An 18,542-nucleotide genomic window follows, 5' to 3' on the forward strand; every position below is an offset into this window, starting at 1 on the left:
ATCAGCGCGGCGCCGCCGTGCGGATTTCACCGCTGGCCAGACGCGCGGCACTGTTGCCCAACGGATCCTCGGCGTTCAGGTCCGCCCCTTTGGCCTTGAGTGCGTCGAGCAACTCGACGCGCTTGAACAGTCCTGCATACATCGCGGCAGTCTGCCCCGCGCCGTTGCGTTGGTCGGGGCTGCAATTGGCGGCCAGCAGGGTTCGAGCAATCTGCACTTCGCCTTTGAAAATCGCGCCCATCAGCGCGGTATTGCCGCGTTGATCCTGTGCGCAGGCGTCCGCCCCGGCCGCGAGCAAACGCTCCACGGCGGCACCCTGACCATGATAAGCGGCCAGAATCAGTGCGGTGTAACCCTTGCTGTCGCGGGTGTCGAGGGAATAGCCGGCTTCGATGAAGGTCTCGAGCATCGGCACATCACCCCGTCGAGCGGCATCGAAATAGTAATCCTGTAATTGCGCTTTCAGCGCCTCGGGGTCCTTCGAGATTTGCGGCTCAGCCCCGGCGAGCACACTGAGTGACCAGCACGCCAGAAACACAGACAAATAAAGACGCATGGCAGCGCTCCTTGATCAGACGGGACCTCGCGTGAGGCCCCGCTTCGGACAGATAGATCAATCGACCAGCTTGGCCGCCAGCGTCTTGACCCGGGCCAGATCACCCTTGGCCACTTTGGTTACTCCCGTCCCGTATTCCGGGTCGGCCTTATAGAGGAAGGACAAGATGATGTGCTTGCTCTCGTCATCGGTGGTGGCCAGGGAGCCGCCGAAGCTGTCGATCAGGTCCTGACGCTCCTTCTGTGTGAACGAGCGATACAGATCACCGGCCTGCTTGAAGTTCTGCTCACGCTGAATCTTCGCCTGCTGCGTGCTGCCCGACAGGGTCGACTGACTGTAACGCGCAGTTTGCGGCTCCTCACGGGGCAGCAGACGGCTCGGCTGGTAATTCACCCCCGTGCTGCTGGCGCCGATGTTCATCGCACCATCCTGATTACCGTTGTTCACGGCGATTTTCGGTGCGTTGATCGGTAACTGCAGAGCGTTGGCCCCCAGGCGATACAGTTGGGTATCGGCATACGAGAACACTCGCCCCTGCAATAAGCGATCTTCCGAAGGCTCGATACCCGGCACCAAGTTGGCCGGGGCCATCGCCACTTGTTCGGTTTCCTGGAATACATTCGCCGGATTACGGTTCAATACCATCTGTCCAACTTTTCGCTCAGGAACACCCGGCCAGATCTTGGTGGCGTCCAATGGATCGAAATCAAACTTGGACAAGTCTTGAGGTTTTAGAACCTGGACGTACAAGTCCCACTTCGGAAAATCACCCTTGTTAATATGAGCGACCAAGTCGTTAGTCATATGACTGTAGTCTTGACCTTGAACATTGGTAACTTCTTTGGGGTCGAGATTTTTTATCCCCTGCAAACTTTTCCAGTGAAACTTTACATAGTGAACTTCGCCCTGGGCGTTAACCAACTTGTAGGCATGTACACCGTTGCCGTCCATCTCCCGATAACTGGCCGGGGTGCCGGAGTTGGAATACAACTCGGTCAAGGTGCGAGTGGCTTCCGGAACATGAGAGAAGAAATCGAAACGACGGGAGTCATCGTCAAGATTGGTGCGCGGGTCCGGCTTGAAGGCATGGACCATGTCCGGAAACTTGATGGCGTCCCGGATGAAGAAGGTCGGGAAATTGTTGCCGACCAGGTCCCAGTTACCGTCTGCGGTGTAGAACTTGGTGGCGAACCCCCGTGGGTCACGCAGGGTTTCCGGTGAGTGGTTGCCATGGACCACTGCGGAGAAGCGCACAAATACCGGCGTGCTCTGGCCGCCGGCGAACACCTTGGCCTTGGTCAAGTCACTGAGGTCGTCAGTCACGGTGAACGTGCCATGGGCGCCGGTGCCACGGGCATGCACCACACGCTCAGGAATGCGTTCACGGTCGAAACGCTGGAGCTTCTGAATCAACTGTACGTCTTGCAACAGCACCGGCCCGGTCGCGCCGGCGGTTTGCGAGTTCTGGTTGTCGCCGACTGCGGCACCATTATCACGGGTCAACGTCGCAGCGTTGATGGAGAAGGACAGCAGGCTGACGGTCAGAACACCGAAGGTACGACGGAGGGGAAAAGCCCCGAGGCCAAGGGGAGTTGTCATGGAAGTTTCCTCTGGTTTTATTAAGCGCATCCTGGTGCGCACCACAGAGGCTAGTGACCCAAAGGCCAAAACATAAATAGAAATCCCGTACCGGGCCGATAGCAAAAAGGTTCTGGAAAGCCCGGTCTAGAGCGGGTAGACGCGCGCGAAGAGTGGCATTTTGTAAACTAATTGCAGGAAGATGTGTCGATAGACACGGGCATTGTAAGAAGGTGTTTCAAGCAAGGGGCGCTTTGCTGATTTACACTGCGTTCACCAACCTCATCTGTAACAAGGAAATAACCTATGGGCGTGATAAGTGAGTTCAAGGCCTTCGCGGTCAAAGGTAATGTGGTCGACATGGCCGTCGGTATCATCATCGGCGCTGCCTTCGGCAAAATCGTTTCTTCGTTTGTCGGCGATGTGGTGATGCCGCCAATTGGCTTGCTGATCGGTGGGGTGGACTTCAGTGATCTGGCCATTACGCTCAAGGCCGCTAACGGTAACGTCCCGGCAGTGGTGCTGGCGTACGGCAAGTTCATTCAGAGCATGATCGACTTCATCATCGTTGCCTTCGCGATCTTCCTGGGCGTCAAGGCCATCAACCGTCTGAAACGCGAAGAGGCCGTTGCGCCCACCTTGCCGCCGGTACCGACCAAGGAAGAAGAATTGCTGAGCGAGATCCGCGATCTGCTCAAGGCTCAGAACAATCGGCCCTGATCGCTGATTGCCCAAAGAAACGGCGCCTTCGAGGCGCCGTTTGTTTACCAGTAGGTTTCCACCGCCACTTGGCCAGGTCGGCGACTGAGGCTCAAGTGCATGTCCCGTTGTTTCAATAGCTTGCGCGTCTCATCGATCATCTGTGGGTTACCGCAGAGCATCACCCGCGAATGCTCGGCTGTCAGCGCTACACCAGCCGTCTGTTCCAGTTCGCCATTCTCAATGAGGCTGGTGATCCGCCCGTTCAAGGCACCCGGATGCTGTTCGCGGGTGACGGTGGGAATGAATTGCAGTTTGTGCGCGTACTCGGCCAGGTAGTCACGCTGCGCCAGCTCCGCAATCAATGCCTGGTACGCCAGCTCCCGCGCTTCGCGCACGCTGTAGACCAGGATGATTCGTTCGAATTTCTCCCAAACTTCGAAGTCCTGTAGGATCGACAGAAACGGCGCTACACCCGTGCCTGTGGATAACAACCAGAGGTCACGGCCATCGACGAAGCGATCCAGCGTCAGATAACCGAAGGCCTGACGGTCGACCAGCAGCGTATCGCCAGCTTCCAGCCGACTCAGTTCACTGGTGAATTCCCCTCCCGGCACAACAATGGAGAAGAATTCGAGGAACTCGTCATAAGGCGAAGAGACCATGGAATAAGCTCGCCACACCGTGCTGCCGTCTGCTTTGGTCACGCCCAAACGGGCGAATTGCCCCGCGCGAAAACGAAAGCCCGGATCCCTGGTAGTGCGCAGGGTAAACAGATTGGGAGTCAATGGCTGGACGTCAAGCAGCGTCTGGCGAGTGAATTTTTCTGCACTGGCAGTCATGGGTCGCTCCATTCAACAGATGACCCCAGTGTCCCGCAAAGCGCTCTGTGTAAACACCGATGAATTGTAATGTCTTTCATCCAGGCAACAAAACAGTACAACAATAAAAATAAATACATGAACGTTGGATTTTGTCTTTCCATAGAAAATAGCTAAGAACCAGTTATGTCGCTGCACGCTTTTTTAAAGAGCAAAATAGTTCAGCATGCTTGTAAGAATTCTCCTACACTCTGGGACGTGCCGGATCTTGGATCCAATCGGCACCCCCGAAGAAAGTCCGCATGGAGTTACCCAATGAAAGTGTGGAAGGAGTCACAGTTAACACAGCTTTCTTGCGCTCAAGAAATAAAGACTGCATATGAGATGTCGCTTAATTTCGTCAAAAATATGGGCTTTAATTTCTGTGCATTTTCAATAACATCCCCAACAACAGGGACACGCCACCATAAGATAAATCTGAATAATTACCCTAGCGGATGGAATGCGAAATATGAAAAAGAACATTTCAGTGAGATTGATCCAGTACTAGCCCATTGCAATCATTCCGAATGGCCGATTCTCTGGCAGGATGAGATCTTTTCAAAGACACAGACGTTGTGGCAAGCCCAAAAAAATCAGGGTTTGCAGTTTGGCTGGTCGCAATCCGTTCATGATAAGAACGGGCTTTGCAGCATGCTGAGCGTGGCCAGAACCCATAGCCCGATTACCGCATATGAACTGTACAAAAATCTGGGCTACGCGACGTTTATTAGCCGTCACCTGCACGGGCTTGTCGCGAAAGACCTGCGTGTCTCCTCGCTGAAGCCGGCTACGGCGCATCTATCATGCAGAGAAGTTGAAGTGCTGAAATATTCAGCCGAAGGCAAGACGGCCTGCGAGATCGCAATCATCCTCAGCCTGAGCGAAAGCACAGTAAATTTCCATATAAAGGGCGCTATCCGCAAATTTGGCGTCAACAACAAGATTGCAGCGGTGATCAGCGCTGCAAGATCGGGGGTTATCTGAAACTGTTCGAATCTGGTAATCCCTGCGAGTAATCCGGACGAAAAAAACGTACCATTGCGATCCGTTCTGAGTGATGCCGTGGAAAGTTCCACGACGCTGTCCGCTCGAATGGTTCCGCCCGCTACAACGCCCCGAAGCGGCGGCCCCCCGTTGATTATCAGAGCCCCGCCTCATGCCCCTGCTCGAAACCCCCTTCGCTCAACTCGACCTGATCCGCCAGCCAGAACAGCAGAACGAACCGCTGCAAGCGTTTGATGCCGCAGACGAATACCTGCTCAATCATCTGGCCGGGCAACAACCGACAGCAGATACTCGCGTACTGGTACTCAACGACAGCTTCGGCGCATTGGCCGCTAGCCTGGCGGGCAAGGTCCGGGTGACCAGCAGCGGCGATTCATTTCTGGCCTTTCAGGGGCTCGAAAAAAACCTCATGCGCAACGGCCAGGCGTTTGATGCGGTGCCGAGCGTACCTGCCAGCGAAGCCTTCGTCGGACCGTTTGACCGAGTATTGATCCGGGTACCGAAAACCCTGGCCCTGCTGGAAGAGCAACTGATCCGGCTACAGGGTCAATTGGCTCCCGGTGCTCAAGTGATTGCCGCCGCGATGGTCAAGCACCTGCCACGTGCCGCGGGCGATCTGCTGGAGCGCTACATCGGCCCGGTGCAAGCCTCGCTGGCCGTGAAGAAGGCTCGGCTGCTGATCGCCACGCCCGAAACCAAAGCCCCCGCTGTCTCTCCATACCCGACGCGCTATCGACTCGACACGCCTGCAATCGAACTGCTCAATCACGCCAACGTGTTCTGTCGCGAAGGGCTGGATATCGGCACGCGAGCCTTTCTGCCGCATTTGCCGAACAACCTCGGCACAGCGCGGGTCGCCGATCTGGGGTGTGGCAACGGCGTGCTGGCGATCGCCAGCGCCCTGCAAAACCCCGAGGCCCATTACACATTGGTGGACGAGTCATTCATGGCCGTGCAATCGGCCGCTGAAAACTGGCGCGCGGCGCTGGGTGATCGTGACGTGATCGTACGTGCCGGCGATGGGTTGGCGGGGCAGGAACCCCAATCCCTCGACGTGGTGCTGTGCAATCCGCCATTCCACCAACAGCAAGTGGTCGGCGATTTCCTGGCCTGGCGGATGTTCCAGCAAGCGCGCGAAGCGCTGGTGGTGGGCGGCGCACTGTACATCGTCGGCAACCGTCATCTGGGCTATCACAGCAAGCTTGCGCGGTTGTTCCGCGGCGTCGAACAAGTGGCCGCTACCCCCAAGTTCGTGATTCTCAAGGCTCGCAAATAAAAGCAGGCAAAAAAAACCCTCCGTCGCAGGAGGGTTATAAATCCGTGCCGCAAGGCAACGGGATGGGAATTTCAGTGGGTACTCAGGCCCGCGGCATTCATGAACATGCGCATCAGCGTGGCCACGATGAACAGTGCCCCAACGCTGCCTGCCCAGATCAACGCCAGCCAGCCGAGTCGTTGCCAAAGCGGCTTTTTCTCTGCGGCTTCGATTTCCTGCAAATCAGGTTTGCCAGCCATCATCGCGTTCTCCTCTGCAACGGCGCAGGTATCAACCTTGCGCCGTATTCGTATGGGCTAGTGGTAACCGTCTTCGTGGGTGACCTTGCCGCGGAACACGTAGTAGCTCCAGAAGGTGTAACCCAGGATGAACGGGATGATGAACAGCGTGCCCACCAGCATGAAGCCCTGGCTCTGCGGCGGTGCGGCAGCGTCCCAGATCGAAATCGACGGCGGCACGATGTTCGGCCACAGGCTGATACCCAGACCGCTGTAGCCGAGGAAGATCAGCACCAGGGTCAGCAGGAATGGCGTGTAATGCGCATTGCGAGCCACCGCGCGAATCAGACCGTACAGAGTCACCAGTACCAGAATCGGCACTGGCAGGAACCAGAACAGATTCGGCAGGGTGAACCAGCGTGCGGCGATCTCGGCGTGGGCCAACGGTGTCCAGATGCTGACGATGCCAATCACCGCCAGCAACACGAAGGCCAATGGTCGCGCCAGGTCATGCATCTGCTCCTGCAGCTTGCCTTCGGTCTTCATGATCAACCAGGTGCAACCGAGCAGCGCATAAGCCACTACCAGCGCCGCGCCACAGAACATCGTGAACGGTGTCAGCCAGTCGAGTGAACCTCCGGCAAACTGACGATTGACCACCGGCAGCCCATCGATGAACGCACCCAATGCCACGCCCTGGAAGAAGGTCGCGGCGATCGAACCACCGATGAATGCCTTGTCCCACAAGTGGCGCTTGGCGTCCTTGGCCTTGAAGCGAAACTCAAAGGCCACGCCACGGAAAATCAGCCCGATCAGCATGAAAATCAGCGGCAGGTACAACGCCGAGAGCACCACCGAATAGGCCAGCGGGAAGGCGCCGAACAAGGCCGCACCGCCCAATACCAGCCAGGTTTCGTTACCGTCCCAGACCGGGGCGACGGTGTTCATCATCACGTCACGGTCGGTCTTGCCCTTGACGAACGGGAAGAGAATCCCGATCCCCAGGTCGAAGCCGTCCATGACCACGTACATCATGATGCCGAAGATGATGATCACGGCCCAGATCAGCGGAAGATCAATACCCATGATTCAAATCTCCTTGGTCTGGCTGTGGTTGTGATCGCCGTCACCGTTGTCGTCGGCTGCGGCGGACAGCGGACGGGCCGGCGTGCGTTTCTGGCCAGGACCACCCTCGTTGGTTTCCTTGCCTTCGTCGATCTTCGGCCCTTTGCGCACCAGGCGCATCATGTAGCCAAGACCGGCACCGAACAGCGCGAAATACACCACAACGAACATGATCAAGGTGATGCTCATCTGCACGAAACTGTGCCCGGAGGACGCATCCGCCGTGCGCATCAAGCCGTAGACCACCCACGGCTGACGGCCGATTTCAGTGGTGAACCAGCCGGCGAGAATCGCGATCAGGCCGGATGGGCCCATCCACAGCGCCAGGTACAGGAACGGACGCGAGGTATACAACGTGTCGCGCTTGCGCAGCCACAGACTCCACAAACCGGTGAAGATCATCAGGAACCCCAGGCCGACCATGATCCGGAACGACCAGAACACGATGGTCGAATTCGGCCGGTCTTCAGGCGGGAACTCCTTGAGCGCCGGTACCTGTTTGTCCAGGGTGTGGGTCAGGATCAGGCTGCCCAGGTACGGAATCTCGACCGCGAATTTGGTCTTTTCGGCTTTCATGTCCGGCCAACCGAACAGGATCAACGGGGTCGGTTCATCACCGACATTTTCCCAGTGACCTTCAATCGCAGCGATTTTCGCCGGCTGGTGCTTGAGGGTGTTGAGGCCGTGGAAGTCACCGATGACGGCTTGGATCGGCGCCACGATCAGCGCCATCCACATGGCCATCGAGAGCATGGTGCGGATGGCCGGGTTGTCCTTGCCGCGTAGCAAGTGCCAGGCCGCCGACGAACCGACGAAGAAAGCGGTAGCGACGAATGCCGCCGTAGCCATGTGCATCAGGCGGTAGGGGAACGAAGGGTTGAAAATCACCGCCAGCCAGTCCACCGGAATGACTTGCCCGTTGACGATCTCGTAGCCCTGCGGGGTCTGCATCCAGCTGTTGGAGGCGAGAATCCAGAAGGTCGAGATCAGGGTACCGATGGCGACCATGACCGTGGCGAAGAAGTGCAGCTTGCGCCCGACCCTGTTCCAGCCGAACAGCATGACGCCGAGGAAACCGGCTTCCAGGAAGAACGCGGTGAGCACTTCGTAGGTCAGCAACGGCCCGGTCACGGAACCGGCGAAATCCGAGAAGCGGCTCCAGTTGGTGCCGAACTGATAGGCCATGACCAGGCCGGACACCACACCCATGCCGAAGTTGACGGCAAAGATCTTCGACCAGAAATGGTACAGATCGCGGTAAGTGTCGTTGTGCGTCTTCAGCCACAGGCCTTCGAGTACCGCCAGGTAACTCGCCAGGCCAATGGTGATGGCCGGGAACAGGATGTGGAACGAAATGGTGAACGCGAACTGAATCCGGGCGAGATCAAGTGCCTCCAAACCGAACATAAGTCTTCCTCTGTCAGGTAATACTGGCTGAAGGCTTGCGGCCTGCACCCACTGCCCCCACGGTTATGGAGTGTGGCGAATTTGAACTCGTTCTTTTTCTACCATCATCACAACGTAGGGAATCTGGCCATCTGGCCACCGGATCATTTCCACGAAGGGTCTTGATCTGGATCAAGCAACGTTGAAAGAGTAGTCGCATTTTTGCCGATGGACGGTGTGGTCTATTGCCGCGTGACAGGTTGCCTCACGGGTTTGGTCATGCGTTGCAATGCATTTTCCCTGTGGCGAGGGAGCTTGCTCCCGCTCGGCTGCGCAGCAGTCGTAAAACCGGGTAACGCGATGTGCCTGTGGTATGGGGTAGCAGGTTCGGGGCTGCTTCGCATCCCAGCGGGAGCAAGCTCCCTCGCCACAGGGTATTTGTATGTTCTGTGGGATCGGTGTCTAGCTAACTAAATTTTCCGTGCTCGCAACTCCCGGTTACAGGTTGGTGATAATCTCGCCCTTCCCCTCACCCAGACTTGCCTTCAGATGCCCAGCCAAGCGCCCCTGCTGTTACGTCATCACCGCCCTTTTATCGCGTTCTGGCTGGCTCGGGTATTTACCGCCAGCGGTTTTCAAATGCTGACCGTGGCCATCGGCTGGAACCTGTATCAACTGACCGGCAATGTGCTCGATCTGGGTCTGGTGGGTCTGGTGGAATTTGCCCCGCGGGTGTTGTTCATGCTGCACACCGGGCATGTCGCGGATCGCTATGACCGGCGCAAGGTCGCGGCGATCTGTCAGTCTGTGCAAGCGCTGATCGCCCTGTCGCTGGCCATCGGCAGCGCGACTGACCATGTCACCCGGGAGATGATCTTCATCCTCGCATTCCTGCTCGGCGCCGCCCGCTCCTTCGAGATGCCGACCACCCAGGCCTTGCTGCCGAGCATCGTGCCCAGTGCTCTATTCCCGCGCGCGGTTGCTGCCGCGCAATCTGCGCAGCAATCGGCCACCATCGTTGCCCCGGCGCTGGGCGGTTTGCTTTACGCCTTCGGCAGCGTCTGGGTGTATGGCCCGACGGTGATTCTCTACCTCATCGCCTGTGCGCTGATGCTTAACCTCCCGGCCCGGCAGACACCGTTGAACAAGGGCAAGGCAACCCTGGATTCGCTGCTCGCAGGCATCCGCTTCATTCGCAGCCGCCCGGACATTCTCGGGGCGATTTCCCTGGATCTGTTTGCCGTCTTGCTGGGTGGCGCGACTGCGCTGCTGCCGGTGTTCGCCAAAGATATTCTGCTGACCGGCCCTTGGGGTCTGGGCCTGCTGCGTTCGGCCCCGGCGGTGGGCGCACTGCTGATGTCGCTGTTTCTGGCGCGATTTGCCGTGGAACGCAACGTCGGACGGGTGATGTTTACCGCCGTGGGTGTATTCGGCGTCGCAACCATCGCTTTCGGCCTGTCGACTTCGTTCTGGTTCTCTCTCGCTGTGTTGGTGGTTTTAGGTGCGGCAGACATGATCAGCATGGTGATCCGCGCCTCGTTCGTGCAGCTGGAAACCCCGGACGAGATGCGCGGCCGGGTCAGTGCCGTGAATGGCTTGTTCATCGGCGCTTCGAATCAGCTCGGCGAATTCGAGTCTGGCTTGACGGCCCACTGGTTCGGCACCGTACCGGCCGTGGTGATGGGCGGCATCGGCACACTGATGGTCACCGGGGTCTGGGTCAAACTGTTCCCGACGCTGGCCAACCGCGACCGCATGCATGTGCCAGTGGAAGAGGTCAGGGCCTGAAGCAGTCTTCTATACCAGCAACTCCCCCGCCACCGCCGACCGCGTGGCTTTGCCGCAGAGTTGCTCCACCAGCGTCAGCGCAAACTCCAGCGCGGCGCCTGCCCCCTGGGCGGTGATGCAGTTGCCATCGACCACCACCGGTTGATCGACGAAGTTGCAGCCCGACAATTGATGGCTGACGGAAGGCAGGCACGTCATGCGCCGCTGACGCAGCACGCCAAAAGTCTGCAGCGCCAGCGCCGGCGCTTCGGCAATGCCGGCGAACAAGCGTCCGGCGGCGACCTGGTCCTTGATCAATTGTTGCAGGGGTTGGTGGGCCGCCAAATGCTGCGCCCCCACGGCGCCGCCGGGCAAAACGATCAAGTCGAAGGGTTGGGCCAGCAAATCGACCAGCATCGCATCGGCAGTCAGGCGGGTGCCGCGCGCGCAGGTCAGCATGCGCCGCGACTCGATACTGGCCACCACCACTTCAACCTTGGCGCGGCGCAGTACATCGATCAGGGTCACGGTTTGCAGATCGTCGATGCCCTCGGCGAGGGTAATCAGGGCTCTAAAGGTCATGGGCGCGGTCCAGAGAATGATCTTTAAAGCGTAGTCAGCTTTCCTGACCCTTGTTCGAGCCTGGCCGTTACTTGATGTAAAGCTGCGTCGACATCGTGTTGCCCGGCGCGTTGATCGAGGTGTTGCTGAACGTGAAGATGCCGTCCTGCTTGCCTGCCAGGTCGAAGATGTACAGATAGCCGACAGTTTTTTTCCCGACTGAGCACTCGGTCAGGTTGCCGGTATCAAAAGCACAGACTGGGGTCCGGGTGCCATCCACCTCGAAACCGTCCAGGGCAACATGGGCTTCGCGACCGTAGCCGACTTCCAGCACATACACCTTGATGTTCGGCCCCTGGTGATCGCAACGGGTCTGCTCCTGCTTGTCCGCAATATCTTCAAAGCCACAGTTGGGCGACTCGACCTTGAGCACCTTGACCTGACTCAGTGGTGGAGCCGTCGCTGCCAAGGCGGTTTGGGCACCCAGGAACAACGCGATCAACATTGCGAATGCGGCAACCACGCGCGTGCTCATGTACTTCATATTCCGCCCTTCCCCGCCCTAAAAAAACAGCGCGCAGTATGGCGCAGTTCCCTTTTTGGCAAAACATCGACGACGATCGCAGCCATAAGCAGCCATGGCTCCACGCTGCTGGTATGATGCGCGGCTTTTTCCGACCCACAGAAAATTCCCAGGCGCCTACGGCGGTCTGTGCTTTGCTGTTGAGGTCGATACATTCACGGCGCCGGGCGCGCCACGGGGAGCAGACATGCTGGAAAGGCTGTTTCAACTCAAGGCACACAACACCAACGTGCGGACCGAGATTCTGGCGGGCGTCACGACCTTTTTGGCCATGGCCTACATTCTGTTCGTCAACCCGAGCATCCTCGGCGAGACCGGCATGGACAAAGGCGCGGTGTTTGTCGCCACCTGTCTGGCAGCTGCCATCGGCTCGACAACCATGGGCCTGATCGCCAACTACCCGATCGCCCTGGCACCGGGCATGGGCCTGAACGCCTTCTTCACCTATACCGTGGTCCTGCACATGGGCCATACCTGGCAAGTGGCACTCGGCGCGGTGTTCCTCTCGGCGGTGATGTTTTTCCTGCTGTCGATCTTCCGCATCCGCGAATGGATCATCAACAGCATCCCGCTAGCACTACGCTCGGCGATTGCCGCCGGTATCGGCCTGTTCCTGGCACTGATCGCCCTGCACAACGCCGGCATCGTCGTCAGCAACCCGGCGACCATGGTCGGCCTCGGCGATCTGAAGCAACCGGCGCCGATCCTCGCGACCCTGGGTTTTGCCCTGATCGTCGCGCTTGAAGCCCTGAAAGTCCGCGGTGCGGTGCTGATCGGCATTCTGTCGGTGACCATCGTTTCCATCCTGTTGGGCTTCAGCCCGTTCGGCGGCGTGATGTCGATGCCACCGTCGCTGGCGCCGACCTTCCTGCAACTGGACATCAAAGGCGCACTGGACATCGGTCTGGTCAGCGTGATTTTCGCGTTCCTGTTCGTCGATCTGTTCGACAACTCCGGCACCCTGATCGGCGTCGCCAAGCGCGCCGGCCTGATGGGCAAGGACGGCCACATGCCGAAAATGGGCCGCGCCCTGATCGCCGACAGTACCGCGGCCATGGCCGGTTCGTTGCTGGGCACCTCGACCACCACCAGCTACATCGAATCCGCAGCCGGCGTGAGTGCCGGTGGCCGCACTGGCCTGACCGCCATCGTGGTGGCGATTCTGTTCCTGCTGGCGCTGTTCTTCTCGCCATTGGCGGCCAGCGTTCCAGCCTTCGCCACGGCGCCTGCATTACTGTTCGTCGCCGTATTGATGACATCCGGCCTGGCGGAAATAGACTGGGACGACATCACCGTCGCCGCACCGGTCGTGGTCACCGCCCTGGCCATGCCATTCACGTACTCCATCGCCAACGGCATCGCCTTCGGTTTCATCTCCTGGACCGCCACCAAGTTGTTGTCCGGTCGCGGCCGTGAACTGAATTCGGCGCTGGTGATTCTGTCGATTCTGTTCGTGATCAAGTTGGGTTGGTTCAACGCATGACTTTTGATTCCCAGGCTTATGCCGTTCAGCTCGAAGAAAAGGTCACGCGCCTGCGCGACCTGCTGGCCCCGTTCGATGCGCCCGAACCAGTGGTGTTTGATTCGCCGCTGAAAAACTTCCGTCTGCGTGCCGAATTCCGCCTGTGGCGTGAAGCCGGCGAGCGCCACTACGCAATGTTTTCCCAGGAAGACAAACGCACGCCGATCCTGATCGAAGAATTTCCGATCGCAAGCCTGCGCATCAATGAGTTGATGCCGCAGCTCAAGGCGGCGTGGCAAGCGAGTGCAGCCCTGAGCCACAAACTGTTTCAGGTGGAGTTTCTGACCACGCTGGCCGGCGATGCGATGATCACCCTGTGCTACCACCGCCCGCTGGACGAGCACTGGCACACGGCGGCGTCGAAGCTGGCAGCCGACATGAACGTCAGTATCATCGGTCGCTCGAAGGGCAAACGCGAAGTGATCGGTCACGATTACGTGGTCGAGCAACTTGAAGTCGGCGGCCGTACCTTCAGCTATCGCCAGCCGGAAGGCGCGTTCACCCAGCCCAACGGCACGGTGAACCAGAAGATGCTCAACTGGGCGTATGACGCCCTTGGCGATCGTTCCGACGATTTGCTGGAGCTGTATTGCGGCAACGGCAACTTCACTTTGCCGCTCGCTACCCGCGTGCGCAAAGTGCTGGCCACTGAAATCAGCAAGACCTCGGTCAACGCAGCGCTCAGCAACCTGAGCGAAAACGCGGTGGATAACGTCACGTTGGTGCGTTTGTCTGCTGAAGAGCTGACCGAAGCCCTGAACGAAGTTCGCCCGTTCCGTCGCCTGCACGGCATCGACCTCAAGAGCTACGAGTTCGGTAGCGTGTTCGTCGATCCGCCCCGCGCCGGCATGGACCCGGATACTTGCGAACTGACCCGGCGCTTCGACAACATCCTCTACATCTCCTGCAACCCGGAAACCCTCGCGGCCAACATCGCCCAACTAAACGACACTCACCGCATTACTCAATGCGCGATGTTCGACCAGTTCCCATGGACCCATCACATGGAGTCCGGAGTGTTGTTGACCCGTCGTTGATTGCAGTCGTTATACAAATCAGCCGTCCTTGGGACGGCTTTTTTGTAGGCGATCAAAGAGCCGCATCGACCTTGCGTGGGCGACCGCCCTTCTTGCCGTTGGCCCGAGCTGCCTCGGCCTTGGCGGCGCTGCTCTGACGACCATTGCGCGAGGCGATCACCGAGGCCGCCATATCCATCAGCGGCTTGCTCGCCGAAATCAAACCGGCGATGGACACCTGCAGATCCTTGTCTTCATGAAAAAGCGCGGTGCCGGCGAAACCGACTGTCAAACCGGCGAAATCCTCGGTCTCAAAACCATCGAACTCTGGATAGTTTTTCACTGGCAACAACACACCGCTGCCATCCTCGAAACCGACGGCGAGACATGGATCGAGAAAGATCACCGTCGTTGCATTCAATCCACTGCGACGGCGTAACTCGCCACTCTCGATCGCTTCGTCCAAAACGCCTTCGGTCACAGGGTGATCTACCTGCATTTTTGCACTTATCGTTTTCATAATTCGATCTCCACGCCCTCCGGTGCTCCCATCAGCGTCAATAAGGTCTTGTTTCCTTCAGGCTCATAGCGAGCCGAACCAATCATGTAAGTCGTGCTGGCAATCCTCTTCATCACGACCACTTCATTGCCCTGCCAATCCCATAACTGATTGTCGAGGCAGGCCGTCCGCAATTTTCTCCACCAGATGTCACGGGCTCGCCGCAAATGGGCAGGTTGCCTGAGCGCCTGGCGTAACCCCTCCAGCATGGCCAGAGGAGGTCGATGCGAATGAGGAATGACATCCCAGAGCTCTACGCCGTTGTGCCAGAAGCTGAACCGAAAGCGTGCGCTCCATGTGCCTCCATCGACGTGAACATGTGGCGGGCAATGCTCATCACGCAACATGACTACCAGTGACAACCCCTTGTAGCGGCATACATTCATGCTAACCCATCCGTTAGGTTATAGAATCCGAAGATTCGCCATTCCTTGAAAAATCCGATAACTGGCCCTAACCGTTCGATCAGCTGACCACGTTTGAGCCTAGCGTTTCAGGTCGACCGTCCCCTGCTGATCAGGGCAAAAAGAGTAAGCAATCCTTTCATTGGCAACACGTAGACGGCGGTGAGTTTCGGTATTGGCGGTTGAAACGTGCCCTGTATTTGTGCGCCCATCTTTGATAAATACAGCCTCAGACACTTCATTTGATTCTTGGTGTAATCAATCATGCAGCGACATTTCGACGATCTTCAGCTCGGCAGCATCGAACTGTTTTGCCTGGCCGCCGAAGCCGGCAGCTTTACCGCTGCGGCCCTGGTGGCGGGTGTGACCCCGGCTGCGGTCAGCCGCTCGGTGTCGCGGATGGAAGAACGCCTGGGTGTGCGGCTGTTCGCGCGTACCACCCGCAGCGTCAAGCTGACCGACAGTGGCCGGCGCTATTTCGAGGAGTGTCGCCTGGCCCTTGCGCAATTGGTCGAGGCTCAACGCGAGGTCATGGGCCAACAGCAGGAACCCTCCGGCACCTTGCGTATCAGCATTCCCACCACCTATGCCCACCACCGTATCCTGCCGCTGCTACCGGCGTTTCGGGCGAGTTTTCCCGCCGTGAAAGTCGAGGTGCACATCAGCAATCGCAACATCGATTTCGTCGGCGAAGGCTATGACATGGCCATCCGTGTGCGGGCGATTCCCGACTCCGGGCTGATTGCCCGGCCACTGGAGGACGCCGCGCTGGTGATGATTGCCAGCCCTGACTATCTGAAGCGTGCCGGCACGCCACAGACCCTCGACGACCTGGCGCACCACGAATGCATCCAGTTCGAACTGCCCAGCAGCGGGCGGAGGATTGCCTGGCTGTTCAACGATAACGGCGTGCCGCTGGAGATTTTGGCAGAAGGTAATTATTGCTGTTCCGATGATGTATTGGGCGGCGTGACGCTGGCGAAACACGGTGCCGGGTTGTTTCAAACCTATCGCTTCATCGTCGAAAATGAACTGGCGGATGGCTCGCTGGTGGAAGTGCTCAAGCCCTATGGCGGGCGCTCCCGCCCCTTCACGTTGCTGTATCCGCAAAGCCGCCATGTGCCATTGCGGCTCAGGGCGTTTATCGATTTTCTGGTTGAGCGTCTTCCGCGCTGAATGTTCGATCACCGCACAGATAATCCAGGGCCGGCGCCTCTTCAATTGACCTTATTAACCAGTTAGTACAATTTATCTCCACAGGCTGAGACCCTCGGCCAATGCCAAAAATAATAAGTGGAGAGACCCGATGCCCCCTATCGTTCTGGTGCTCAACGGCCCGAACCTGAACCTGCTCGGCACCCGTGAACCGGCGACTTATGGCCACGAAACCCTGGCGGATATTTCAGCGCTGTGCGGTCGCGCCGCTGAAGAGTTCGGCCTGAAGGTGGAGTTTCGCCAGACCAACCATGAAGGCGAACTGCTCGACTGGATTCATGCCGCCCGTGGCCGCTGCGCCGGGATCGTCATCAATCCGGCTGCCTGGACCCACACCTCGGTCGCCATTCGCGATGCGCTGGTCGCCAGCGAACTGCCAGTGATCGAAGTGCACCTGTCCAACGTCCATGCCCGCGAACCCTTCCGGCATCACTCCTTTGTCTCGTCCATCGCCACGGCGGTGATGTGCGGCTTCGGCAGCCACGGCTATCGTTTGGCGCTGGAGCATTTCAGCCAACGTTTGAAAGGTTAAGCGTGATGACACAGAACACCGTGGTATTGGCCGGGCTGATCGGCGCCGGCATTCAGGCTTCCCGCACTCCGGCACTGCACGAGCACGAAGGCGATGCGCAGGGTTTGCGCTACCTGTATCGACTGATCGATCTGGATCAGCTGAAACTCGACAGCGGCGCCCTGCCCGACCTGCTGATGGCCGCCGAACGGATGAATTTCACCGGGCTGAACATCACCTTCCCGTGCAAGCAGACAATCATCCCGTTGCTCGACGAATTGTCGCCGGAAGCCCGCGGCATTGGCGCGGTGAACACGGTGGTGTTGAAGGACGGGAAACGCATCGGCCACAACACCGATTGCCTGGGCTTCGCCGAAGGGTTTCGTCGCGGCCTGCAGGACGTTGCCCGTGAGCGTGTGGTGCAAATGGGCGCCGGTGGCGCAGGCGCAGCGGTGGCCCACGCGTTATTGAGCGAAGGCGTACAACTGCTGAGCATTTTCGATGTGGATCACAGCCGGGCTCAGTCTTTGGCGGACAACCTCAATCAGCATTTCGGTTTTGGCCGCGCCGTGGCCGGTCATGACTTGCCGGGCACGCTGGGTCAGGCTGATGGACTGGTGAATACCACGCCCATGGGCATGAAAAAGCTGCCAGGCATGCCGGTGCCGGTAGAGCTGCTTCGGGCGCAGTTGTGGGTGGCAGAGATCGTTTACTTCCCGCTGGAAACCGAACTGCTGCGCAATGCTCGCGCGCTGGGTTGCCGAACCCTGGACGGCGGCAACATGGCGGTGTTTCAGGCGGTGAAGGCGTTTGAATTATTCAGCGGCGTGGTGCCGGATGCCCAGCGGATGCTAGCGCATTTTCAAAGCATGAATGGTTGAAATGCAAAAGATCGCAGCCTCGTTTCACTCGACAGCTCCTACAAGTACCCATACCCCTGTAGGAGCTGTCGAGTGAAACGAGGCTGCGATCTTTTAAGGTCCTGAAAATCAGGCCTGCAGATACCGCAACACCGACTCGCAAATCATCTCTCGATGACGCTGCTTGATGCTTTCGTCCGGCAAGTCGATCTGAAAGATCTCACCGAAGGTATGACGGTTCGACACGCGATAGAAGCAAAACGAACTGATCAGCAGGTGCACATCCAGCGGATCGAGACCGGCGCGGAATACACCCTCTGCGGCCCCACGACGCAAAATCTCGCCCAGTGAATCGAGGATGGTGTTGTTCATCGCCTTGATCGCATCGGAGCGCTTCACATACTCGGCGTTGTGAATGTTCTCGATGCAGACGATGCGCACGAAATCAACGTTGCGATCATGGTGATCGAAGGTGAATTCCACCAACCGCCGAATCGCCTCCACCGGTGCCAACTCGGCCAGGTGCAAGCGACTTTCGGTGCTGCGGATATCTCCGTAGAGTTTTTCCAATACCTCGACGTAGAGCTGTTCCTTACTGCCGAAGTAGTAATAGATCATGCGTTTGGAGGTGTGGATGCGCTCGGCGATCGCATCGACGCGCGCACCGGAAAGCCCCTGCTGGACGAACTCGACAATGGCCTCTTGAAGGATGTTCTCGCGGGTTTTTTCCGGGTTGTTCTTGCGACTCTTGCGAGGCTCGGCAATTGGCTTTTCGGGCGCTACGGAGAGTTCTGAAATTATTGTCATTGCGGGCTCACGGCCATCACTGCACAAGTAG

20 protein-coding genes are annotated in these 18,542 nt (G+C 58.3%); 9 read left to right on the plus strand and 11 right to left on the minus strand.

Annotated elements, in window-relative coordinates; all coding sequences use genetic code 11:
• Window position 1 precedes the first annotated feature (1 nt).
• Together ACCC96_RS04325 and katB are read right to left on the minus strand one after the other, a co-directional pair.
• Entirely contained in the window at window positions 2–556 is a 555-nt protein-coding gene (locus tag ACCC96_RS04325; protein WP_258671207.1) for an ankyrin repeat domain-containing protein, read from the minus strand.
• A 57-nt stretch (window positions 557–613) separates the two neighbouring features.
• The gene (gene katB / locus ACCC96_RS04330; RefSeq protein ID WP_258671208.1) at window positions 614–2,155 is read right to left on the minus strand and encodes a catalase KatB; all 1,542 of its coding nucleotides are present in this window, start codon (window positions 2,153–2,155) and stop codon (window positions 614–616) included.
• A gap of 285 nt (window positions 2,156–2,440) precedes the next feature.
• Here katB and mscL point away from each other — a divergent pair, with 285 nt between their 5' ends.
• Window positions 2,441–2,854: a large-conductance mechanosensitive channel protein MscL gene (gene mscL, locus ACCC96_RS04335; protein ID WP_007937271.1), complete on the plus strand. Its 414-nt coding sequence runs from the start codon at window positions 2,441–2,443 to the stop codon at window positions 2,852–2,854.
• Between the two features lie 44 nt (window positions 2,855–2,898).
• Here mscL and ACCC96_RS04340 read toward each other — a convergent pair whose 3' ends face one another.
• Window positions 2,899–3,675, minus strand: coding sequence for a ferredoxin--NADP reductase (locus ACCC96_RS04340; RefSeq protein WP_019650941.1), 777 nt, complete (start codon window positions 3,673–3,675; stop codon window positions 2,899–2,901).
• Window positions 3,676–3,969: 294 nt separating this feature from the next.
• On the opposite strand from ACCC96_RS04340, the gene ACCC96_RS04345 reads away from it, so the two are divergent.
• Entirely contained in the window at window positions 3,970–4,680 is a 711-nt protein-coding gene (locus ACCC96_RS04345; protein WP_258671209.1) for an autoinducer binding domain-containing protein, read from the plus strand.
• A gap of 172 nt (window positions 4,681–4,852) precedes the next feature.
• Window positions 4,853–5,977 (plus strand): methyltransferase, encoded by a 1,125-nt coding sequence (locus ACCC96_RS04350; RefSeq protein ID WP_413695082.1) that lies wholly within the window; start codon window positions 4,853–4,855, stop codon window positions 5,975–5,977.
• 71 nt (window positions 5,978–6,048) lie between these two features.
• Here ACCC96_RS04350 and ACCC96_RS04355 read toward each other — a convergent pair whose 3' ends face one another.
• Genes ACCC96_RS04355 through ACCC96_RS04365 form a run of 3 tightly spaced genes read right to left on the minus strand, consistent with a single transcriptional unit; the run spans window position 6,049 to window position 8,727 of the window.
• On the minus strand, window positions 6,049–6,216 hold the full coding sequence (locus ACCC96_RS04355; RefSeq protein WP_081625770.1) for a DUF2474 domain-containing protein: 168 nt from the start codon (window positions 6,214–6,216) through the stop codon (window positions 6,049–6,051).
• Between the two features lie 57 nt (window positions 6,217–6,273).
• Window positions 6,274–7,281 carry a cytochrome d ubiquinol oxidase subunit II gene (gene cydB, locus ACCC96_RS04360; protein ID WP_413695083.1) on the minus strand — a complete coding sequence of 336 codons (1,008 nt, stop codon included), beginning with the start codon at window positions 7,279–7,281 and terminating at the stop codon, window positions 6,274–6,276.
• Window positions 7,282–7,284: 3 nt separating this feature from the next.
• Window positions 7,285–8,727 carry a cytochrome ubiquinol oxidase subunit I gene (locus ACCC96_RS04365; RefSeq protein ID WP_413695084.1) on the minus strand — a complete coding sequence of 481 codons (1,443 nt, stop codon included), beginning with the start codon at window positions 8,725–8,727 and terminating at the stop codon, window positions 7,285–7,287.
• A gap of 528 nt (window positions 8,728–9,255) precedes the next feature.
• On the opposite strand from ACCC96_RS04365, the gene ACCC96_RS04370 reads away from it, so the two are divergent.
• Window positions 9,256–10,494 carry an MFS transporter gene (locus ACCC96_RS04370; protein WP_019650936.1) on the plus strand — a complete coding sequence of 413 codons (1,239 nt, stop codon included), beginning with the start codon at window positions 9,256–9,258 and terminating at the stop codon, window positions 10,492–10,494.
• Between the two features lie 9 nt (window positions 10,495–10,503).
• Here ACCC96_RS04370 and ACCC96_RS04375 read toward each other — a convergent pair whose 3' ends face one another.
• Together ACCC96_RS04375 and ACCC96_RS04380 are read right to left on the minus strand one after the other, a co-directional pair.
• A complete protein-coding gene (locus tag ACCC96_RS04375; RefSeq protein WP_007937285.1) occupies window positions 10,504–11,055 on the minus strand; it encodes a DJ-1 family glyoxalase III in 552 nt (183 codons plus the stop codon).
• 67 nt (window positions 11,056–11,122) lie between these two features.
• Window positions 11,123–11,578 (minus strand): DUF4879 domain-containing protein, encoded by a 456-nt coding sequence (locus ACCC96_RS04380; protein ID WP_413695085.1) that lies wholly within the window; start codon window positions 11,576–11,578, stop codon window positions 11,123–11,125.
• Window positions 11,579–11,804: 226 nt separating this feature from the next.
• On the opposite strand from ACCC96_RS04380, the gene ACCC96_RS04385 reads away from it, so the two are divergent.
• Complete coding sequence (locus ACCC96_RS04385) at window positions 11,805–13,100, plus strand: NCS2 family permease (RefSeq protein ID WP_019650933.1); 1,296 nt, start codon at window positions 11,805–11,807, stop codon at window positions 13,098–13,100.
• Window positions 13,097–14,176, plus strand: coding sequence for a tRNA (uridine(54)-C5)-methyltransferase TrmA (gene trmA / locus ACCC96_RS04390; protein ID WP_019650932.1), 1,080 nt, complete (start codon window positions 13,097–13,099; stop codon window positions 14,174–14,176). Before ACCC96_RS04385 ends, trmA begins: the two co-directional genes overlap by 4 nt.
• Before the next feature lie 52 nt (window positions 14,177–14,228).
• Here the strand turns inward: trmA and ACCC96_RS04395 are convergent, their stop codons facing one another.
• Window positions 14,229–14,675 (minus strand): DUF2442 domain-containing protein, encoded by a 447-nt coding sequence (locus ACCC96_RS04395; RefSeq protein ID WP_019650931.1) that lies wholly within the window; start codon window positions 14,673–14,675, stop codon window positions 14,229–14,231.
• On the minus strand, window positions 14,672–15,100 hold the full coding sequence (locus ACCC96_RS04400) for a DUF4160 domain-containing protein (RefSeq protein WP_413695086.1): 429 nt from the start codon (window positions 15,098–15,100) through the stop codon (window positions 14,672–14,674). The genes ACCC96_RS04395 and ACCC96_RS04400 overlap by 4 nt, the downstream gene beginning before the upstream one ends.
• Window positions 15,101–15,382: 282 nt before the next feature.
• On the opposite strand from ACCC96_RS04400, the gene ACCC96_RS04405 reads away from it, so the two are divergent.
• The 3 genes from ACCC96_RS04405 to ACCC96_RS04415 all read left to right on the plus strand — a co-directional run bounded on the left by ACCC96_RS04405 (window position 15,383) and on the right by ACCC96_RS04415 (window position 17,725).
• The gene (locus ACCC96_RS04405; protein ID WP_413695087.1) at window positions 15,383–16,294 is read left to right on the plus strand and encodes a LysR family transcriptional regulator; all 912 of its coding nucleotides are present in this window, start codon (window positions 15,383–15,385) and stop codon (window positions 16,292–16,294) included.
• Between the two features lie 130 nt (window positions 16,295–16,424).
• Window positions 16,425–16,865, plus strand: coding sequence for a type II 3-dehydroquinate dehydratase (aroQ, locus tag ACCC96_RS04410; protein WP_413695088.1), 441 nt, complete (start codon window positions 16,425–16,427; stop codon window positions 16,863–16,865).
• A gap of 5 nt (window positions 16,866–16,870) precedes the next feature.
• On the plus strand, window positions 16,871–17,725 hold the full coding sequence (locus tag ACCC96_RS04415; protein ID WP_028938865.1) for a shikimate dehydrogenase: 855 nt from the start codon (window positions 16,871–16,873) through the stop codon (window positions 17,723–17,725).
• A 108-nt stretch (window positions 17,726–17,833) separates the two neighbouring features.
• Here the strand turns inward: ACCC96_RS04415 and ACCC96_RS04420 are convergent, their stop codons facing one another.
• Window positions 17,834–18,511: a TetR/AcrR family transcriptional regulator gene (locus ACCC96_RS04420; protein ID WP_258671217.1), complete on the minus strand. Its 678-nt coding sequence runs from the start codon at window positions 18,509–18,511 to the stop codon at window positions 17,834–17,836.
• Window positions 18,512–18,542 lie beyond the last annotated feature (31 nt).

It is taken from the genome of Pseudomonas sp. Pseusp11 (genome assembly GCF_047304405.1).
Taxonomy (GTDB): Bacteria; Pseudomonadota; Gammaproteobacteria; order Pseudomonadales; family Pseudomonadaceae; genus Aquipseudomonas.